This is a genomic window from Pseudoalteromonas sp. J2K-J599 (assembly GCF_059295115.2).
This window is the reverse complement of record NZ_CM200272.1, coordinates 321901-337041: the sequence shown is the minus strand read 5'-3', so window position 1 is coordinate 337041 and position 15141 is coordinate 321901. Positions and strand designations below refer to the sequence as shown.

General features: G+C 39.2%; 14 protein-coding genes. 4 read left to right on the top strand and 10 right to left on the bottom strand.

The features are described from left to right. Positions 1-13 precede the first annotated feature (13 nt). Positions 14-664 carry a DsbA family protein gene (locus AC5NT5_RS18340; RefSeq protein WP_182681516.1) on the bottom strand — a complete coding sequence of 217 codons (651 nt, stop codon included), beginning with the start codon at positions 662-664 and terminating at the stop codon, positions 14-16. A 40-nt stretch (positions 665-704) separates the two neighbouring features. Further along, a complete protein-coding gene (locus AC5NT5_RS18335) occupies positions 705-1583 on the bottom strand; it encodes an MBL fold metallo-hydrolase (RefSeq protein WP_494513727.1) in 879 nt (292 codons plus the stop codon). Between the two features lie 119 nt (positions 1584-1702). On the opposite strand from AC5NT5_RS18335, the gene AC5NT5_RS18330 reads away from it, so the two are divergent. Then, positions 1703-2590 (top strand): LysR family transcriptional regulator, encoded by an 888-nt coding sequence (locus tag AC5NT5_RS18330; protein ID WP_182681515.1) that lies wholly within the window; start codon positions 1703-1705, stop codon positions 2588-2590. Positions 2591-2685: 95 nt separating this feature from the next. Here AC5NT5_RS18330 and AC5NT5_RS18325 read toward each other — a convergent pair whose 3' ends face one another. From AC5NT5_RS18325 to AC5NT5_RS18315, 3 genes are all read right to left on the bottom strand, one after another. Further along, entirely contained in the window at positions 2686-3066 is a 381-nt protein-coding gene (locus tag AC5NT5_RS18325; RefSeq protein WP_002960091.1) for a SpoIIAA family protein, read from the bottom strand. A 121-nt stretch (positions 3067-3187) separates the two neighbouring features. Then, positions 3188-3880 carry a cupin domain-containing protein gene (locus AC5NT5_RS18320; protein WP_494513726.1) on the bottom strand — a complete coding sequence of 231 codons (693 nt, stop codon included), beginning with the start codon at positions 3878-3880 and terminating at the stop codon, positions 3188-3190. Positions 3881-3929: 49 nt separating this feature from the next. Continuing rightward, a complete protein-coding gene (locus tag AC5NT5_RS18315; protein ID WP_494513725.1) occupies positions 3930-4550 on the bottom strand; it encodes a glutathione S-transferase family protein in 621 nt (206 codons plus the stop codon). Positions 4551-4938: 388 nt separating this feature from the next. On the opposite strand from AC5NT5_RS18315, the gene AC5NT5_RS18310 reads away from it, so the two are divergent. Continuing rightward, the gene (locus AC5NT5_RS18310) at positions 4939-5457 is read left to right on the top strand and encodes a TetR/AcrR family transcriptional regulator (RefSeq protein ID WP_494513724.1); all 519 of its coding nucleotides are present in this window, start codon (positions 4939-4941) and stop codon (positions 5455-5457) included. 86 nt (positions 5458-5543) lie between these two features. Here the strand turns inward: AC5NT5_RS18310 and AC5NT5_RS18305 are convergent, their stop codons facing one another. The 5 genes from AC5NT5_RS18305 to AC5NT5_RS18285 all read right to left on the bottom strand — a co-directional run bounded on the left by AC5NT5_RS18305 (position 5544) and on the right by AC5NT5_RS18285 (position 12532). Next, the gene (locus AC5NT5_RS18305) at positions 5544-7013 is read right to left on the bottom strand and encodes a carbon starvation CstA family protein (protein ID WP_004334688.1); all 1470 of its coding nucleotides are present in this window, start codon (positions 7011-7013) and stop codon (positions 5544-5546) included. Between the two features lie 259 nt (positions 7014-7272). After that, positions 7273-8190, bottom strand: coding sequence for a carbohydrate kinase family protein (locus AC5NT5_RS18300; protein WP_188161013.1), 918 nt, complete (start codon positions 8188-8190; stop codon positions 7273-7275). Positions 8191-8192: 2 nt separating this feature from the next. Then, positions 8193-9716 (bottom strand): mannitol dehydrogenase family protein, encoded by a 1524-nt coding sequence (locus AC5NT5_RS18295; protein WP_494513723.1) that lies wholly within the window; start codon positions 9714-9716, stop codon positions 8193-8195. A gap of 47 nt (positions 9717-9763) precedes the next feature. After that, positions 9764-11485, bottom strand: coding sequence for a purine-cytosine permease family protein (locus tag AC5NT5_RS18290; protein WP_004334683.1), 1722 nt, complete (start codon positions 11483-11485; stop codon positions 9764-9766). A 372-nt stretch (positions 11486-11857) separates the two neighbouring features. Beyond that, complete coding sequence (locus AC5NT5_RS18285; protein WP_188161011.1) at positions 11858-12532, bottom strand: HAD family hydrolase; 675 nt, start codon at positions 12530-12532, stop codon at positions 11858-11860. A 427-nt stretch (positions 12533-12959) separates the two neighbouring features. Here AC5NT5_RS18285 and AC5NT5_RS18280 point away from each other — a divergent pair, with 427 nt between their 5' ends. Further along, a complete protein-coding gene (locus tag AC5NT5_RS18280) occupies positions 12960-14486 on the top strand; it encodes a catalase (protein ID WP_004334680.1) in 1527 nt (508 codons plus the stop codon). Positions 14487-14585: 99 nt separating this feature from the next. Then, positions 14586-15101 (top strand): ankyrin repeat domain-containing protein, encoded by a 516-nt coding sequence (locus AC5NT5_RS18275; RefSeq protein ID WP_182671983.1) that lies wholly within the window; start codon positions 14586-14588, stop codon positions 15099-15101. The last annotated feature ends 40 nt before the right edge of the window (positions 15102-15141 follow it).

Sequence of the window (15141 nt, the reverse complement as noted above, 5' to 3'; positions counted from 1 at the left end):
AAATTTCATCACACTATACTAGCCCAACTGATCGCTGTAAGTAGGTAACCCACTGCTCAGTTTTTCCATAATAATGGGCTATATCGGCTTTTTGCCACTTACCTGTGTCAAATTCAAATGCTGCACTAGGAAAACCTTGCCCATGAATATTGTGCAATAAGCCACGGCTTTGTGCTATATGTTGATCTGTTGCATCGCCTTCTAGCGCATTAAAGTGGGTTTCAAATAAGGCCTTGTTTAAACCCAGCTCCAATGCAATATCAGTCAGTACATGCAGCTGCATAATGTTTTTACCCTGGGCATAATAAGCATGTTGAATACTATTAAGCATTTCCCCACCTGATATACCAAGCTTTTGCGCTGCCAATATAGCGGTAATAGCCGGAGCCGAGTTGAGTATAATATCGTTGGTTTTTAAAAGCCCATCAGTATAGTTACTACCAAATACCTGACCGGTTTTCTTCGCTATGACACTGTCGTTTTTAAGTGCAAATTCACGCCATGCAGGAGTCACAGGTTTGACATTATCACCTGTTAGCATACCTCCACTGTGTACTTTTACAATTAAACCATCAATATTTTCAGCAGCGGTGATCAAGGGCACGCTGCCGTAAGTCCAACCACATAAAGGGTCAACAATTATATGTAACGTTACGTTTTTCATTAATATTTCCTATCTAAATAATTGCTTAACGCAAGGGCACTTAGTGCCATTGCATCTCACCCATAACCACTTTTGAGCCCAACTCTAAAATGCTTCTTGCACCTAAATCAGGGTAAGCTTGAGTCATGATCTCTACAAATTCAGTTGAGTTTTTTGCATTTTTTGCAGCGCTATCCGCTTTATTTAAGTACCCTTTCATGAATGACACACCAGAAAGGTCTTGTTTACTGCCCTGTAAAAAGTGACCTGGAATAACAGTCTGAGGTTTTAAATTCTCGATGTTATCTAATGTTGACTGCCAAGTTTGACGCTCTGCAGCAGTGCTCGAATCGGCCAACCACACATGCATTTGATCAAATACTACAACCCCACCCAGCACTGTTTTTATAGAAGGGATCCAAAGGTAAGTATGCTTTGGATCATGCTGTAAATTTTTAATAATAATTTCTTTCCCATCTATAGTTAGGCTATTTGATAGCATTACTTCTGGCAAAATAAGTTCTTTAGGTGCATTGCTCTTTAAAATAGGCCCCCAATAATTTAACTTTCCTTGCATTGAGCGTTTAATATTCTCTACTGTTGATTTAGTCGCTAATAACTTTGCTTTTGGAAAAGCAGCTTTAATTACATCTAAACCAAAGTAAAAATCAGGGTCGCTGTGACTAATATAAACAGTTGTTAATGTTTTACCGCTCGCTTTTATTTTTTCAACCAATGCTTGTGCATCATCACGCTGAAATTGGGCATCCACTAATAACACTTCGTTATCACCACTTATAATGCTTGATGAGACAGCAAAAATACTTTTGTCTTGTGGGTTATATACATCAACAACTAATTCACTTTGCGCTAATACCGGTTGCATTAATGTGCTTGCTAATAAAGCTGTTGCTGCTAATACGTGTTTAACTTTTTTCATTCTCAGTAGCCTGTTTGTTATTTCGTTAAGATGAGGCTATTGTATGTTGCAATTTAAGAATTAAAAACTAGGCAGAATGCAACTATCTGTTGCATAAATCGAACATATAGGCAAAGTGAATGGATAGAATTATTGCAGCTGATGTATTTATAAAAATTGTAGAGCAGAAAAGTCTAGCCGGTGCTGCCCGTGCTTTAGATATGTCTAGATCTATGGTTACACGGTATTTGAATCAAATGGAAAAATGGGCAAATACCCAACTACTCCATCGGTCAACAAGAAAAATAACACTCACGTCAGAGGGTGAAAAAGTACTTAATCATAGCCGAGAGCTCATTGCCATCGCCCAAAATATTAGTGCGCCGATAGAAAGTAATAACAAATTAAACGGGCAAATTAGGTTGTCGTGCTCGCCTTTTTTAGCACATGATGTACTACCAGATATGTTGCAACAATTCTTACACGCTCACCCCGAAGTCAGTATTGATGTACAAATTAGTAATCACGTTACAAATTTGGTAGAAGAGCGAATAGATTTAGCAATTAGAATTACCAATGACTTAGATCCTAATATAATTGCTCGCCCACTTGGGAAATGCCATTCAGTATTATGTGCAAGCCCAGAATATTTAGAAAAAAACTCTAAGCCTATAACTACGGATGACTTGAGTCGCCATAACTGTTTAAACTATTCACGATTTGAAAAAAGTATGTGGCATTTTTCACACCCTGAAAAACCCGTATCTGTAGCGATTGCTGGTAACTTCAGTGCTAATGATTCGAGCTTACTGTTAAAAGCTGCTCTTAATAATCAAGGAATAACTCTACAACCTAAGTTTGCTGCGCAGAAATATATAAATAATGGAAAGTTAATACATTTACTACCACACCTTAAACCACAAACTTTGAGCATATACGGTATTTACCGCTCCAGGAAACATCAGTCACTTGCACTTCGTTCATTTATTGATAGCTTAGTAACGTATTTTGATAAGATTGATACTTAACAATAAGCGAAAACTATTAAACGTTCGCTATAAGTCCTTTATTTGAGAGTTGAAATAGCGCTTTGTAAGCGCTATTTTTTGAAAGAAGAGATTTATTATTCGTCTAACCAATCTATGGCAGCGGTAGCATTTTCAAAGTATTGAACCTCACCCGATATAAACCAGTTACCTATTTTTGCCATTCGAGCTTGCCACTCTTTATTACCGTATATAGCTACTTTTTTAAATTCTTTAGAGTGTTTAACACCTAACTTTAAGTCATCCCAGGCTGCGCGTAGCTCCCAACCTTCAAGTTCACTACCGTCTATTAATGCATTCACCACTGGGTGCTTAACTTCGCCAAGAGCTGAGTTTATCATTGGGGTAATTATTTTGTAGTCGTCGTGAGTAAGCGTACCAACGGCTTTAAGTTTTAAAAAAAACTCTCTTCCTGCTCGTTCAAGACCAATAGATAAACCATGTGTTGTGTGTACCATTACTGCTCTCCTTAAATAGGCTGAGTGGTAAAAGTACACCTTCTAAAATTAATTAGTCCTGAACTAAATCAATAAATAGTCTTGAACTAAATTAATAAATAATCTCAAATAAACGACTCAATTACGCATTTTGTACGCGAGATATCTGGTTTTCTACATCAGTTAAATGACCCGTTTTGAGCCATACTTTTGCACCATTACTTCCCGCTTTAACGTTAACGGAGCTATTAACAGGCACTCTTAACCAACTGTTTTTTACAAGGGTATCGGCTTGCTCATCAAATGAGCCTTCAAGTACTAGCAGCTCAGCTCCGCCTTTTGCGCTTATAACCATGCAGGCGTTGGCCTTAAAGTGCAACAAGCTTACCTCTTCAAAGTCGTCTTTGTATAAAGGGGTTACGGCAACATTTTTAAAACTAGGATGCACCGTACTTTGCATCAAGTTTGTTTGCAAACGCACGTGCGTTCGGTCATCTGGTTGAAACTGCCATAACTTTACAAATATAACGCAGCCATTTTCAGACCCCGGCTTATGCTTTGATTGCGGTGGATTACGGATATAAGAACCTGCCGCAAAGTCACCATGCTCATCTTGAAATACCCCTTCAAGCACAACAAACTCTTCACCGCCTGTATGTACATGCGGCGAAAACTCACTGTCAGGTGCATAACGAACAATGGTCGTTGCGCGAGCAACTTCGTCGCCCACTCTATCGAACGCTCGCCTATCAACGCCCGCCATCGGCGATGCAACCCACGGGAGGGATTCGCTATGTACCACAACTCGTTTACTAAAATCGGCAGCTATTTTCATATTTGGCTCCTAAGCGTAACTTCACTCAAATTTTAAACTAATAACCTAATTAAGCCGCAACACTTGGGCGTTTTGCTACTTTTTCTTGCCATGCAACTAAAGGGGTTAACTCATTCGGGATTGCTATTTGTGCAAATCCAGCAAATACCAGCCCAGCATACAATGTAATATCAGCAATACTAAACTGCTCGCCGCCAACAAACGCCGATTGCGCTAGTACATCATTAAAATAGCTAAACCCATGGCGCGCTTTTTCGCCTTGTTTTTCACCCCAAGCCACATTTTGATATGTTTCAAGCTCAGGTCCTAAGCCATCAGTTGCATGATGAAAGTAAGTTGCCACAGCGTCAAGCACCATAGATTCTGCACGCTTTTGCATCATGTTAATTACTGCACGCTCTTTTGCGGTTTCACCCATTAAAGATGGGCCTTCAAATGCGGTATCAATATACTCAGTAATAGCGGTACTTTCTGATATAAACGTGCCGTCATCTAGCTCTAATACTGGCACACCTGCTAATGGGTTTTTAGCTAAAAAGGCTTTTGTTCTGTGTTCACCATTTAATAAATCAACAGGTACAAACTCAACATTTGAAGTGGCATTTTTTTCAGCTAAAGCGATACGAACACGAAGTGGATTTGGAAAGTTTTCTACATCATAAATTTTCATAGCAATCTCTATCTTTATTGTTTAGAAGTGAATTAACGGCAAAACTACCTACTGATAGGTAATTTATAATGTTAAACTAAATTTAAGTCAACGTTTAAATTTTTCTGATTTATGGGATTTAACTTAATTCATAATAAAATTAGGGGGTTGCTTAATAGTAAAAACGCTTGTAAATAACTACCTACTGGTCGATAATTTTGCTGTACCATTTGCATTAAATAAGTGATCCATTATTACGCTAAGAAAATAGCGCAATAACAAGGCGAAAATCATGACATGCAGTTGTTCTGTATGAATAATTTTTAACGCAGTTAGTGTGTTATTTAATGCGATACAATGATCATGTTTTTAATAAAACTGGTATTACTCCAGATAGGAAATATTAAAAATGAGTAAAAAAGAAGCTTTATTAAAAGCCGCTGAAAACAAGGTGCGACTTGGCGGGTACAGTAATTTTAGTTTTAGAGAGCTAGCCTGCGAAGTCGGCATTAAAAGCGCCAGTGTGCACTATCACTTTCCGACTAAGGCCGATTTAGGTGCAGAGCTTGCTCATCAATATACTAATTCTTTTTTAGCAGCGTTAGGCGAGCCAAACGAACTTAAAGCAAGCGGTAAAAATCCTATTGATGTGTACACTCAGCTTTTTAGACGTGCATTAGTAACCGATAAAAAAATGTGTTTATGCGGGTTGCTAGGAGCCGAAAGCGATAGCCTTCCAGATAAAGTACGCCTTGAAGTAAAGCGCTTTTTTAATCAAAACCTAACATGGCTTAGCGCTGCACACTTAGCTAATGGTGAGCCTAACCCCGCTCAAGCAGCTATTCAAACAGTAAGCCTGCTTGAGGGCGCTATGATGATAAGCAAAACGCTCGACGATAATAGTTACTTTGAACTTGCAACTCAGTAATACCTAAATTTAGTACACAAAAAAAGCGAGCTATTGATTATCAATAGCTCGCTTTTTAATGCTTGAAATAACTTATGTGATTATTATTAAACCGCTGTTGGTTTAACTTTATGCTTAGAATGCACAATTGCTAAAACAATTAAGCCAATCACTGTTACTACAGCGCCAATAGGTTTACCTAAATCGCTTGATAAGTTAAGACCAATTGCTGCAGTGCCAATATAAGAAACCGTTACCGCTGTTGCTATAACAGCAGGAACACTGGCAATCCAATGGAATGTACCACGGTCAAACAAGTACTTAGTAGCAAGCCATAATACGCTTGTAGAAAGCAGCATGTTTGAAAATGCAAAGTAGCGCCAAATTAATGAGAAATCGAGCTTCGTCATAAAGTACGCTATAGCAAGTATAGGCACCGCCACTAATAAGCGATTACGTAAACTTTGTGGAATATTAAACGCATCAACAACAGTTAAACGTAGTGAGCGGAACGCTGTATCACCAGAAGTAATTGGGAATACGGCTACTGCAATAATTGCCATTATACCGCCAAATACGCCTAAGTAACTGTTAGCTACATGGTTAACAACTAAGCCTGGACCACCTTGGTCAAGCAATGCTTTTAAGCCCGCGTAACCATCTGGGAACGCTGCAATACCAGCAAGTGCCCATACACAACCTACAATACCTTCACACATCATAGCGCCGTAATAAACTGGACGTACGTATTTTTCGTTAGTTAAACAACGCGCAATAATAGGCGCTTGAGTAGAGTGAAAACCACTAATAGCACCACAGGTAATTGTTATAAATAACAGTGGCCATGTTGGTAATCCATCTGGGTTTGGCTCTAAAAAGTCATGTGCGTGGTCAGCTTCAAAGTAAGCTAAAAAGTCACTTGGTACCGGTAAGTGCGGCGCATTAATAAGTAATGAAATAGCAATTGCCACCGTCATTACAATCATTAGCGCACCAAAAATTGGGTAAAACTTAGTGATAATTTTATCAATTGGTAGCAAGGTCGCTAAAAAGTAATACGCTAAAATAGCAAGTACCCAAAAGGTGTTATTTGCCAGTATTGTACCTTCAAAAAAATCAAGGTTACTTAGCAAACCTGCAGGGCTCATAATAAATACTACACCTACAAAAAACAGTAGCATGGCAGTAAATACAAGCATAAAGCCTTTAAATACGACGTTATAATAATGGCCTGCGATTTCTGGTAGGCTTTTACCGTCTTCTTTTATACTCATTACACCTGAGAAGAAGTCGTGTACAGCGCCACCTAAAACATTACCAAGTACAATCCATACTAGTGCAACGGGTCCGTATAAAGCACCTAAAATCGGGCCAAATATTGGGCCTACGCCAGCAATGTTTAAAAACTGAATTAAAAATGCTCTTACAGGGTGAATAGCTACGTAATCAACACCTTCGCTAAAGCGTTTTTGTGGTGTGTCAGCAGTTGAATCCAAACCGGCTTGTTTTTCAACAAATGGGCTGTAAAACTTATAGCCCAGTATTAAAATAGTGAGGCAGATAAAAAAGATGATCATAAAGCACGTTTCTCTTTTTGTATTTTAGTTATAGAGCGCATTGTGTGTCGCCCCGCCTTTTCAATCCGTGAATAATCGACGAACGATAACAAAGCTTTAACCCTCAAACAATAAGACGTTTAGCTAATACAATAATCGATATAAGCCACTATTTATGCAACCTGCGCACTTAACACTCACTTATCGCCTATGTCTTATTTTAGGCACAAAAAAAGCGGTTAAACTTTTACGTATAACCGCTTTCACACACAATGTTTTTTTAAAGTGGGTTCATAAACTCACTAATTTGTTGATGCGTTAAAGTAGGTGTTGCACCAGAACTTTCGGCGACCATTGCTCCAACGGCACATGCAAAGTCAACGGCATATTGCGCGTCGTCGTTGCTACAAAGCTGATAAATTAACGAACCTAAAAACGAATCGCCTGCGCCAACAGTGTCAATTACACTAATTAAATAACCTGAATTATAAAAATTCTCGCCCTTGATTGTTAATAAAGCACCGTGGCTACCTTTGGTTACACATAAGTAATCGGTATTTGTTTGCTGTGCTATAAACGCTAAATTTTGTTCAAGCGAATGAAACTTACAACCCATCGCTTTTGCAATTTCGTATAGCTCTTCATCGTTTAACTTAATAAAGTCTGCTTTATTCATTAAATCTACAAGTGTTTCTAGCTTGTAATGCGGTGCACGTAGATTTACGTCAAATACTTTAAAGTTTGCTACATCAACGAGTTGATTTAATGTTGCTAAAGACGCTTCGCTTCGCCCAATTAGGCTGCCAAATACAAATACATCGCTAGTTTTAACTTTACTAAGTAACTCATCGGTAAGCGCTATATTATCCCACGCAGTATCTGCCACTATTTCATAACTTGCAGAGCCACCACTGGCGAGCGTTACCTCAACCGTGCTAGTTTTTTTGTCACTATTAATAGCAATGTATTCGCAGCTTACGCCTTTGCTAGTAATTTCGCCTAGTAACTCAGCGCCTAACTCGTCGTTACCAACAGCGCTGATCATGTCGGCTTTAATGCCTAGTGAGTTAATACGCACACACATATTAAGTGGCGCGCCACCTAAGCGTTTACCTGAATCAAAACAATCCCACAGCACTTCGCCAAAGCAGCTAACACTTACGTTTTCGCCTGATTTATGATTAATTAAAATGCTCATAATTAGTTACTCTTTTGATCAAGTACAGCCTGCATAATGGCTTTAATTTTACTATTAGGTGCATACAGCGCAGCAACCGACTTTTTATACTCAGCAGTAAACGTTTCGTTATGCTCAAGTTTACCAAACAAGCTCGTTAACTTTAAAAATGCAATCGGGCTAGTTTGAGTCTCTTGCGCGTAAGAATTAAGCTCTTTGTGCATAGCATCTTGAATTTCAAGTTGGTCGCCGTTTTCACTTAAACCTTTATCGCTGTATAAACACCAAGTAGCAATAACAAGCGTTGCCAGTGATACATCTCGACCTTGTACTAGGTTTTCGTTAATTGTGGCAATTAAAAACTTAGGCAATTTAGCTGAGCTTTCACTACAGATACGCGCTAGGCTGTCTTTAATATTAGGATTAGCAAAACGATCTATTAACGTATCTTTGTAACTTTCAAGGTCAATGCCTTCAAGTGGCTCAAGATTTGGGGTTACTTCTTTATCCATAAAAGCACGTAGGTATGTGGCAAATAATTCATCCGATACCGTTTCGTCAATAGTGCCGTAGCCATGGATTGAACCTAATAAACCAAGTACAGAATGCCCTGCATTAAGTAAACGTATTTTCATGGTCTCATAAGGCGTTACATCAGTAACAAACTGTGCACCAACAACATCCCAATTTGGACGAGAGTCACTAAATGTGTCCTCTATTACCCATTGTGTAAACGACTCACAGGTAATTGGCCACTCGTCACTAACACCATATGCATCAACCACGTAATCAATATCACTCTTTTTAGATACCGGTGTAATACGGTCAACCATCGCATTTGGAAACGATACGTTTTGCTCAATCCACTTACTTAGGTCTTTGTCTTGCTCTGTAGCAAAGGCTAAAAGCATTTTGCGTGTTACGTTACCGTTGTGCTGAATGTTATCGCACGACTGAACTGTAAACGCGCCTAGGCCTTGCTCTTTACGAAGTTTTAACGCAGCAGTAATGTAACCAAACGCTGTAATTGGGTAGTTTGGGTTATTAATATCGTTAATAATATCTGGATTACTGGTGTCAAACTCGCCCGTTGCAGGGTTAAAGTTGTAACCGCCTTCAGTAATAGTAAGCGACACAATTTTAGTATCGCTGTGCGCTAGCTTATTAATTACCGCTTGTTTGTCCTCTGGAGCAAACAAAAAGTCGATCATTGAGCCAATTACTTTGTTATCTATTGTACCGTCTGGGTGTCTAACAGTAAGCGTGTAAAGGTAATCTTGCTGCTTTAAAATATCACGCAGACCACGGTTACCCTCTAAAAGGCCAACACCACATATACCCCATTGCTCAGAGCCCGGAGTTTTTAAAAGCTCGTTAACATACACTGCTTGGTGAGCACGATGAAAACCGCCCACACCAATATGTACAATACCGGCTTTAACTGCGCTACGGTCGTAGGTTGGTGTATCAACATGGCTTGGTAATTGAGCCAAGCTCTGTTGGTTTAGCCCTGTAACTAGAGCGTCAGTGTGTTGGTATTGTGTCATGGTGTGACCTTACTAAACAAAGATAAAATATAAATTACGATACTGTATTACGATGCTGTATTGAGTACTTTATGGCGCTTTAACGACCAGTACGCAGTAACAAAATAAATAACAGTACAAATAAAACAGGCTATTTCGAATTGCGATTTATTAGCGCTGTACATACTCATAGTTTCACTGAAAAACATCACTTGGCTGGCAAATATAAAAATAATAACCAACGAAACAGTAGAAACCGCGTTAAGTACTTTGGTAAATACAGAGCTGTCAATTACTGGCTTTGGAATGTCTTTAGCCTCAGCTGCTTGATATTCTTTAATATCACGTTGCTCTTGCTTTTCTGCTGCAATTTCTTGTGTGTAATCGTCACCAGCGCCGTATTTTTTAGCTAAAAGCGTGTAAACAACAATGGTGAAAATCCATGTAGGAATAAATAAGTAGTAAAACGACATTACATCAATTGCGTTTAAGCCAAAACCAAACACAAGTGCTAACGCCCAAGATGCTATAGCCGGTACGCTGCGGGTAATATTTTTATATTTAGCCCAGTAACGTGTTAGGCCAATTTTAGGAAATAACACATGCTCAGCAAACACAATGCCGCCTACTGGTACAACTAATAAGCCTGCGTAAGTAAGTAGCGGAAGCATTTGAGAAAATACAAACGGGAAACATGCAATAATTACGGTTACAACACCTACAATAGCGGTGGTGCGTTCACGTGATTGATTAACAAATATAGATTGCGCTGCAAGGCCTGCACGGTAAAGGTTTGCGTTAGCTGTAGTCCAACCGGCAATAATTACAATAACAAAGCCAGTCCAACCTAATGCATGGTATGCAACATCGCCCGGATCAAGTGATGAAATAGTTGTTTTAAGTAATACCGCAACACCTGCGCCCATAATACCAGCAGAGATCCACGCTAAGTAATGACCAAAAAACATGCCCACACCAGAAAACAAACCATAGCTTTTGCGTTTAGCAAATCTAAAAATAGCCATGTCGATTAAACCAAAGTGAGTTATTGAGTTAGCAGCCCATGCAAAGCCAATCACTTCTAATAGGCCAATGCCCTTTTCACCATCGGCATTGGTGCCCGTCCATATGGAGGAGTCGCCTATGGTCATAAAGTCGCTAAAGCTAGTTAAAGAGGTAGAACCTAATACATGATTTGAAAGCTCAGGGAATAACGCGAACGAACCTGCAATAAATATAACAAATAGCCACGGCGCACACAGCTTTGAAAAGTCAGCAACCGTAGAAAAGCCATACATCGCAACAAATACAACAATAGAGCCAACAGCTAAAACAATGGCTACAAACCAAAAGCTATTTGGATACCAATCAAGTTGCGCAGGTATATCAAACAAAAACCGCACGGCGGTGGAGGATACCGTGATCATCGCGGCCGATATAACACTAAAAATAACCACGTTAGCCCAGTTATAGAGCTTGGTCATTGAGTTACCAGCAATTTTGTTTAAGTAGTTATATAAACTTAAGCGGGTTTCTACTGCAATGGGTGCAGTAATCAGCCACCAAGAACACATTGCTAACAGGTTACCTATTAATAAACCCAGTAGAATGTCGATGGTTGAAGCGCCTAATGCAACAAACGTTGCACCAATAACAAATTCAGTAGCCGCAACATGTTCGCCGGCGTATAGCCCTGCAAAATGCTTCCAGCCGTGAAGCTTATTATTAGCAACAGGAAGTTGCTCTTCGTTTACATCTTTAAATGTTTGTGTGTGTGGACTCGTTGCCATGGTATTTCCTATTGTTAACAGCAAAGCATTTGATACCAATCTGCATAACTATTTGAATAATTTAACGAGTTAAATTACCCCATAACGTCGTTAAAAATTTTATATTTAGAACAACTAGATATAAAAATTTTTGCCTAGTTACAGTGCAATTTTCTTATCGTTAAATAAACCCCATATTCAAGCAGATTGGTATAGAACCTAAATACTTTGCCTTTTATAATTTGGCTTATAAACGCATGATGTTTTGCCACGTTTTGTTTTATTTTTAGTAAAGCAAAACCATCTACATTTATATTTTGCGTTTGCTTGCCTGTCAGTGTGTAAGGCGAGCAAATCACGTTAAAAACTTTGTTTATTTAAAAAGCTGCGTGTTTACTGCTTTTTAAGTGCAGGGTATTCACTAAAAAAATCTTGCCAATGCGTTAAATGATCAACATTTGGGTAAGCACTGTGTACATGATTAACAGAGCCTTGCATATGTTGCCCACCGCTGTAATGCAGTACTTGCATAGTGGCGTCAATCCCTGCATTTACGCCGGCTTTACTGTCTTCAATTACTAAGCAATGCTCTGGCTTTACACCCATTTGCTTAGCTGCATGTAAAAATAAATCAGGCGCCGGTTTACCACGCTTAACTTCGCTGCTGGTAAAAACCGTATCGCTAAAGTACTTACTTAAACTCACTACGCTCAACGCTTTTGCGGTGCGTGCTGGGCTGCTGCTAGTAGCAATACAAATAGGCACAGCTAAATTGTTAAGTACGTCTTTTATACCGTCAGTCGTGGTTAGTCCGGTTTCAAATTCGTTTAATAGTGCCTCGCGGTAGTCACCTTCAAAGCTTTCAGGAAGAGTGACATTAAATGCATCCGCTATTTTTTGGCTTACTGTTTTAAAGTTGCAGCCTAAAAAGTGTTGCTGTACATAAGCGCGGTCAATCTCAACGCCTTTTTCAACAAGCATATTAATGAGTACTTGTGCGCTTAAAATTTCGCTATCAATAACAACGCCATCACAATCAAATATCACTAGCTCAATATTAGTATTCATCTTGTTACCTTATTAACACTGTTTGGTTTAGCTAATTTAAATATAACGAGTTAAGCGCGATTAATATTGTGCAACTTTTTAGTGCAACTCAGTGGTGAGCATAAGCTCATTGCCTGAGCATATTCCCTTTATTGCGCGAATATGTCAACACACTGTAAGTATAAAACGCACCAGCTTGGTGAAAATACCGCCAGATAAAACTAAAAACCTTTGTATTTAATAAATTTTATAAAAGCATATTGCGACTAAGGTCGTAGTAAAAAAATTACATTAATGTAAAAAGTGTATCTGCAAATTCATTTCATCTGTTTTACAAATCACATCAATCTAATTAATCAGTTTTACCGAAGTTAATAAAGTTAATACTATCGTTAACAGATTAACAGCCTGCACCACTGCCGGCACTTTTAAATAGATGAGGTCGACAATGAATACTCAAATAAACAAAACAAAATTAACACTAACTGCACTGGCACTTGCAATGGCATTACCGGCAAGCGCAGCAACAACTCTTACTAAAGATAACGGCGCAGCTGTTGGCGACAACCAAAATTCAATTACCGCTGGCGAACGTGGCAGTGTATTACTAGAAGACGTGCAACTAATTCAAAAACTGCAACGCTTTGCACGTGAGCGTATTCCTGAGCGTGTTGTGCATGCTCGTGGGACTGGCGCACACGGTGTGTTTGTAGCATCAAAAGAGCTAGATGATTTAACAATTGCAGCACCGTTTACACAAGCTGGTAAAGAAACAGACGTATTTGTTCGTTTTTCATCAGTAATTCACTCAAAAGGCAGCCCAGAAACACTGCGTGACCCACGTGGCTTTGCAACTAAGTTTTACACAGACCAAGGTAACTGGGATTTAGTAGGTAACAACTTACCGGTGTTCTTTATTCGCGATGCGATTAAATTTCCAGATATGGTTCACTCTTTAAAACCATCTCCGGTTGATAACATTCAAGATCCTAACCGTGTATTTGACTTTTTCTCGCATGAACCAGGTTCTACACAAATGCTAACGTGGGTTTACAGCGACTACGGTACACCAGCAAGTCTTCGTAAAATGGACGGTTGGGGTGTACATGCATACAAAATGATTAACAAATCGGGCGATGTTAAATACGTTAAGTTTCATTGGGTAAGCCAACAAGGTATTGATAACCTTGACGCAAAAGAAGTAGCTAAAGTGCAAAGCCAAGACTTCCAACACTTAACACGCGACCTTTACAGCGAAATTGGCAAAGGCAATTTCCCTAAATGGGATCTGTACATTAAAACGCTTGATCCGTCGCAGCTTGATGACTTTGATTACAACCCGTTAGATGCAACAAAAATGTGGTTAGACATTAAAGAAACTAAAGTAGGAACAATGACCTTAAACCGTATGCCAACTAACTTCTTCCAATCTACGGAACAAGTAGCAATGGCACCGGCAAACATTATTCCAGGTATTGAGCCATCAGAAGACAGACTATTACAAGGTCGTATGTTTTCTTACGCTGATACACAAATGTACCGCCTAGGTGCTAACCACCAGCAATTGCCAATTAACCGTGCAAAAGTTGAAGTGGTTAACTACAACCAAGACGGCGCAATGAATATTGGTAACACAACAAGCAATGTGAACTATCAGCCAAGCCAAGAAAACGTAGCTGAAAACCCAATTGCACGTAGAAGTAACACAGAGCTAAAAGGCTTTGTACAACAAGCCGCGATTAAAAAGCAGCAAAACTTCGCGCAAGCAGGTGTTATATACCGTGGTTTTAGCAAGCAAGAACGTACAAACCTAATTAATAACCTAGCAGGCGATTTAGGCAAAGTGCAAAACAGCAGTGTTAAACACAAAATGCTTAGTCACTTTTACAAAGCTGATAGCGAGTACGGTACACGCTTAACTAAAGCTGTAAACGGCGACCTTAAAATGGTTAAACAACTAGCCGCTAACTTATAAGCAACTAGTTAAAAGCAATTAGTCCCAACTAAATAGCTATTTAAACCACAACCATGAGGAAGGAATAAACCCCTTCCTCTTTTATAAGAGACAATTGTTATGCGTAATTTATTAATTGTAGTCGCTCTACTACTGAGCTTTACCAGTAGCGTTTACGCTCAAAATACATCAGATACACAAACACCCAGTACGCAATCTGAAACCCAACATTCTGCAAAAACTCAATACGATAGTTTATTTGCTTATTACTTTGCCGCAGCACGCACAAACGACACAGCTGTAATAGAGCAATTTGTAGATGCCGGTATTCCTATCGACAGCTACAACAATAAAGGCTACACCGCGTTAATGATTGCTACTTACCATGGTAATAAAAACACGGTTAATACACTTTTACACTTAGGCGCTAATGCCTGTCTAGAAGATAACCGTGGCAACACAGCGCTAATGGCCGCTATTTTTAGAGGTGAATTTAGTATCGCTAAAACACTCGTATCACTTGATTGCGACAACGCGCATCAAAACAAAGCCGGTCAAACAGCAGAGCAATTTGCACAAACATTTGGTCAACAAAAAGTTATAGAGTTACTAGCGCAGGTAAATAATGCAAAATAATCTGCACGCAACAAAAAGCCCTAAAATAATAGGGCTTATT

Excerpts from the sequence above, each read along its gene's own strand:
- AC5NT5_RS18340 (WP_182681516.1), bottom strand. The coding sequence starts at position 664 with ATGAAAAACGTAACGTTACATATAATTGTTGACCCTTTATGTGGTTGG.
- AC5NT5_RS18335 (WP_494513727.1), bottom strand. The coding sequence starts at position 1,583 with ATGAAAAAAGTTAAACACGTATTAGCAGCAACAGCTTTATTAGCAAGC.
- AC5NT5_RS18330 (WP_182681515.1), top strand. The coding sequence starts at position 1,703 with ATGGATAGAATTATTGCAGCTGATGTATTTATAAAAATTGTAGAGCAG.
- AC5NT5_RS18325 (WP_002960091.1), bottom strand. The coding sequence starts at position 3,066 with ATGGTACACACAACACATGGTTTATCTATTGGTCTTGAACGAGCAGGA.
- AC5NT5_RS18320 (WP_494513726.1), bottom strand. The coding sequence starts at position 3,880 with ATGAAAATAGCTGCCGATTTTAGTAAACGAGTTGTGGTACATAGCGAA.
- AC5NT5_RS18315 (WP_494513725.1), bottom strand. The coding sequence starts at position 4,550 with ATGAAAATTTATGATGTAGAAAACTTTCCAAATCCACTTCGTGTTCGT.
- AC5NT5_RS18310 (WP_494513724.1), top strand. The coding sequence starts at position 4,939 with ATGAGTAAAAAAGAAGCTTTATTAAAAGCCGCTGAAAACAAGGTGCGA.
- AC5NT5_RS18305 (WP_004334688.1), bottom strand. The coding sequence starts at position 7,013 with ATGATCATCTTTTTTATCTGCCTCACTATTTTAATACTGGGCTATAAG.
- AC5NT5_RS18300 (WP_188161013.1), bottom strand. The coding sequence starts at position 8,190 with ATGAGCATTTTAATTAATCATAAATCAGGCGAAAACGTAAGTGTTAGC.
- AC5NT5_RS18295 (WP_494513723.1), bottom strand. The coding sequence starts at position 9,716 with ATGACACAATACCAACACACTGACGCTCTAGTTACAGGGCTAAACCAA.
- AC5NT5_RS18290 (WP_004334683.1), bottom strand. The coding sequence starts at position 11,485 with ATGGCAACGAGTCCACACACACAAACATTTAAAGATGTAAACGAAGAG.
- AC5NT5_RS18285 (WP_188161011.1), bottom strand. The coding sequence starts at position 12,532 with ATGAATACTAATATTGAGCTAGTGATATTTGATTGTGATGGCGTTGTT.
- AC5NT5_RS18280 (WP_004334680.1), top strand. The coding sequence starts at position 12,960 with ATGAATACTCAAATAAACAAAACAAAATTAACACTAACTGCACTGGCA.
- AC5NT5_RS18275 (WP_182671983.1), top strand. The coding sequence starts at position 14,586 with ATGCGTAATTTATTAATTGTAGTCGCTCTACTACTGAGCTTTACCAGT.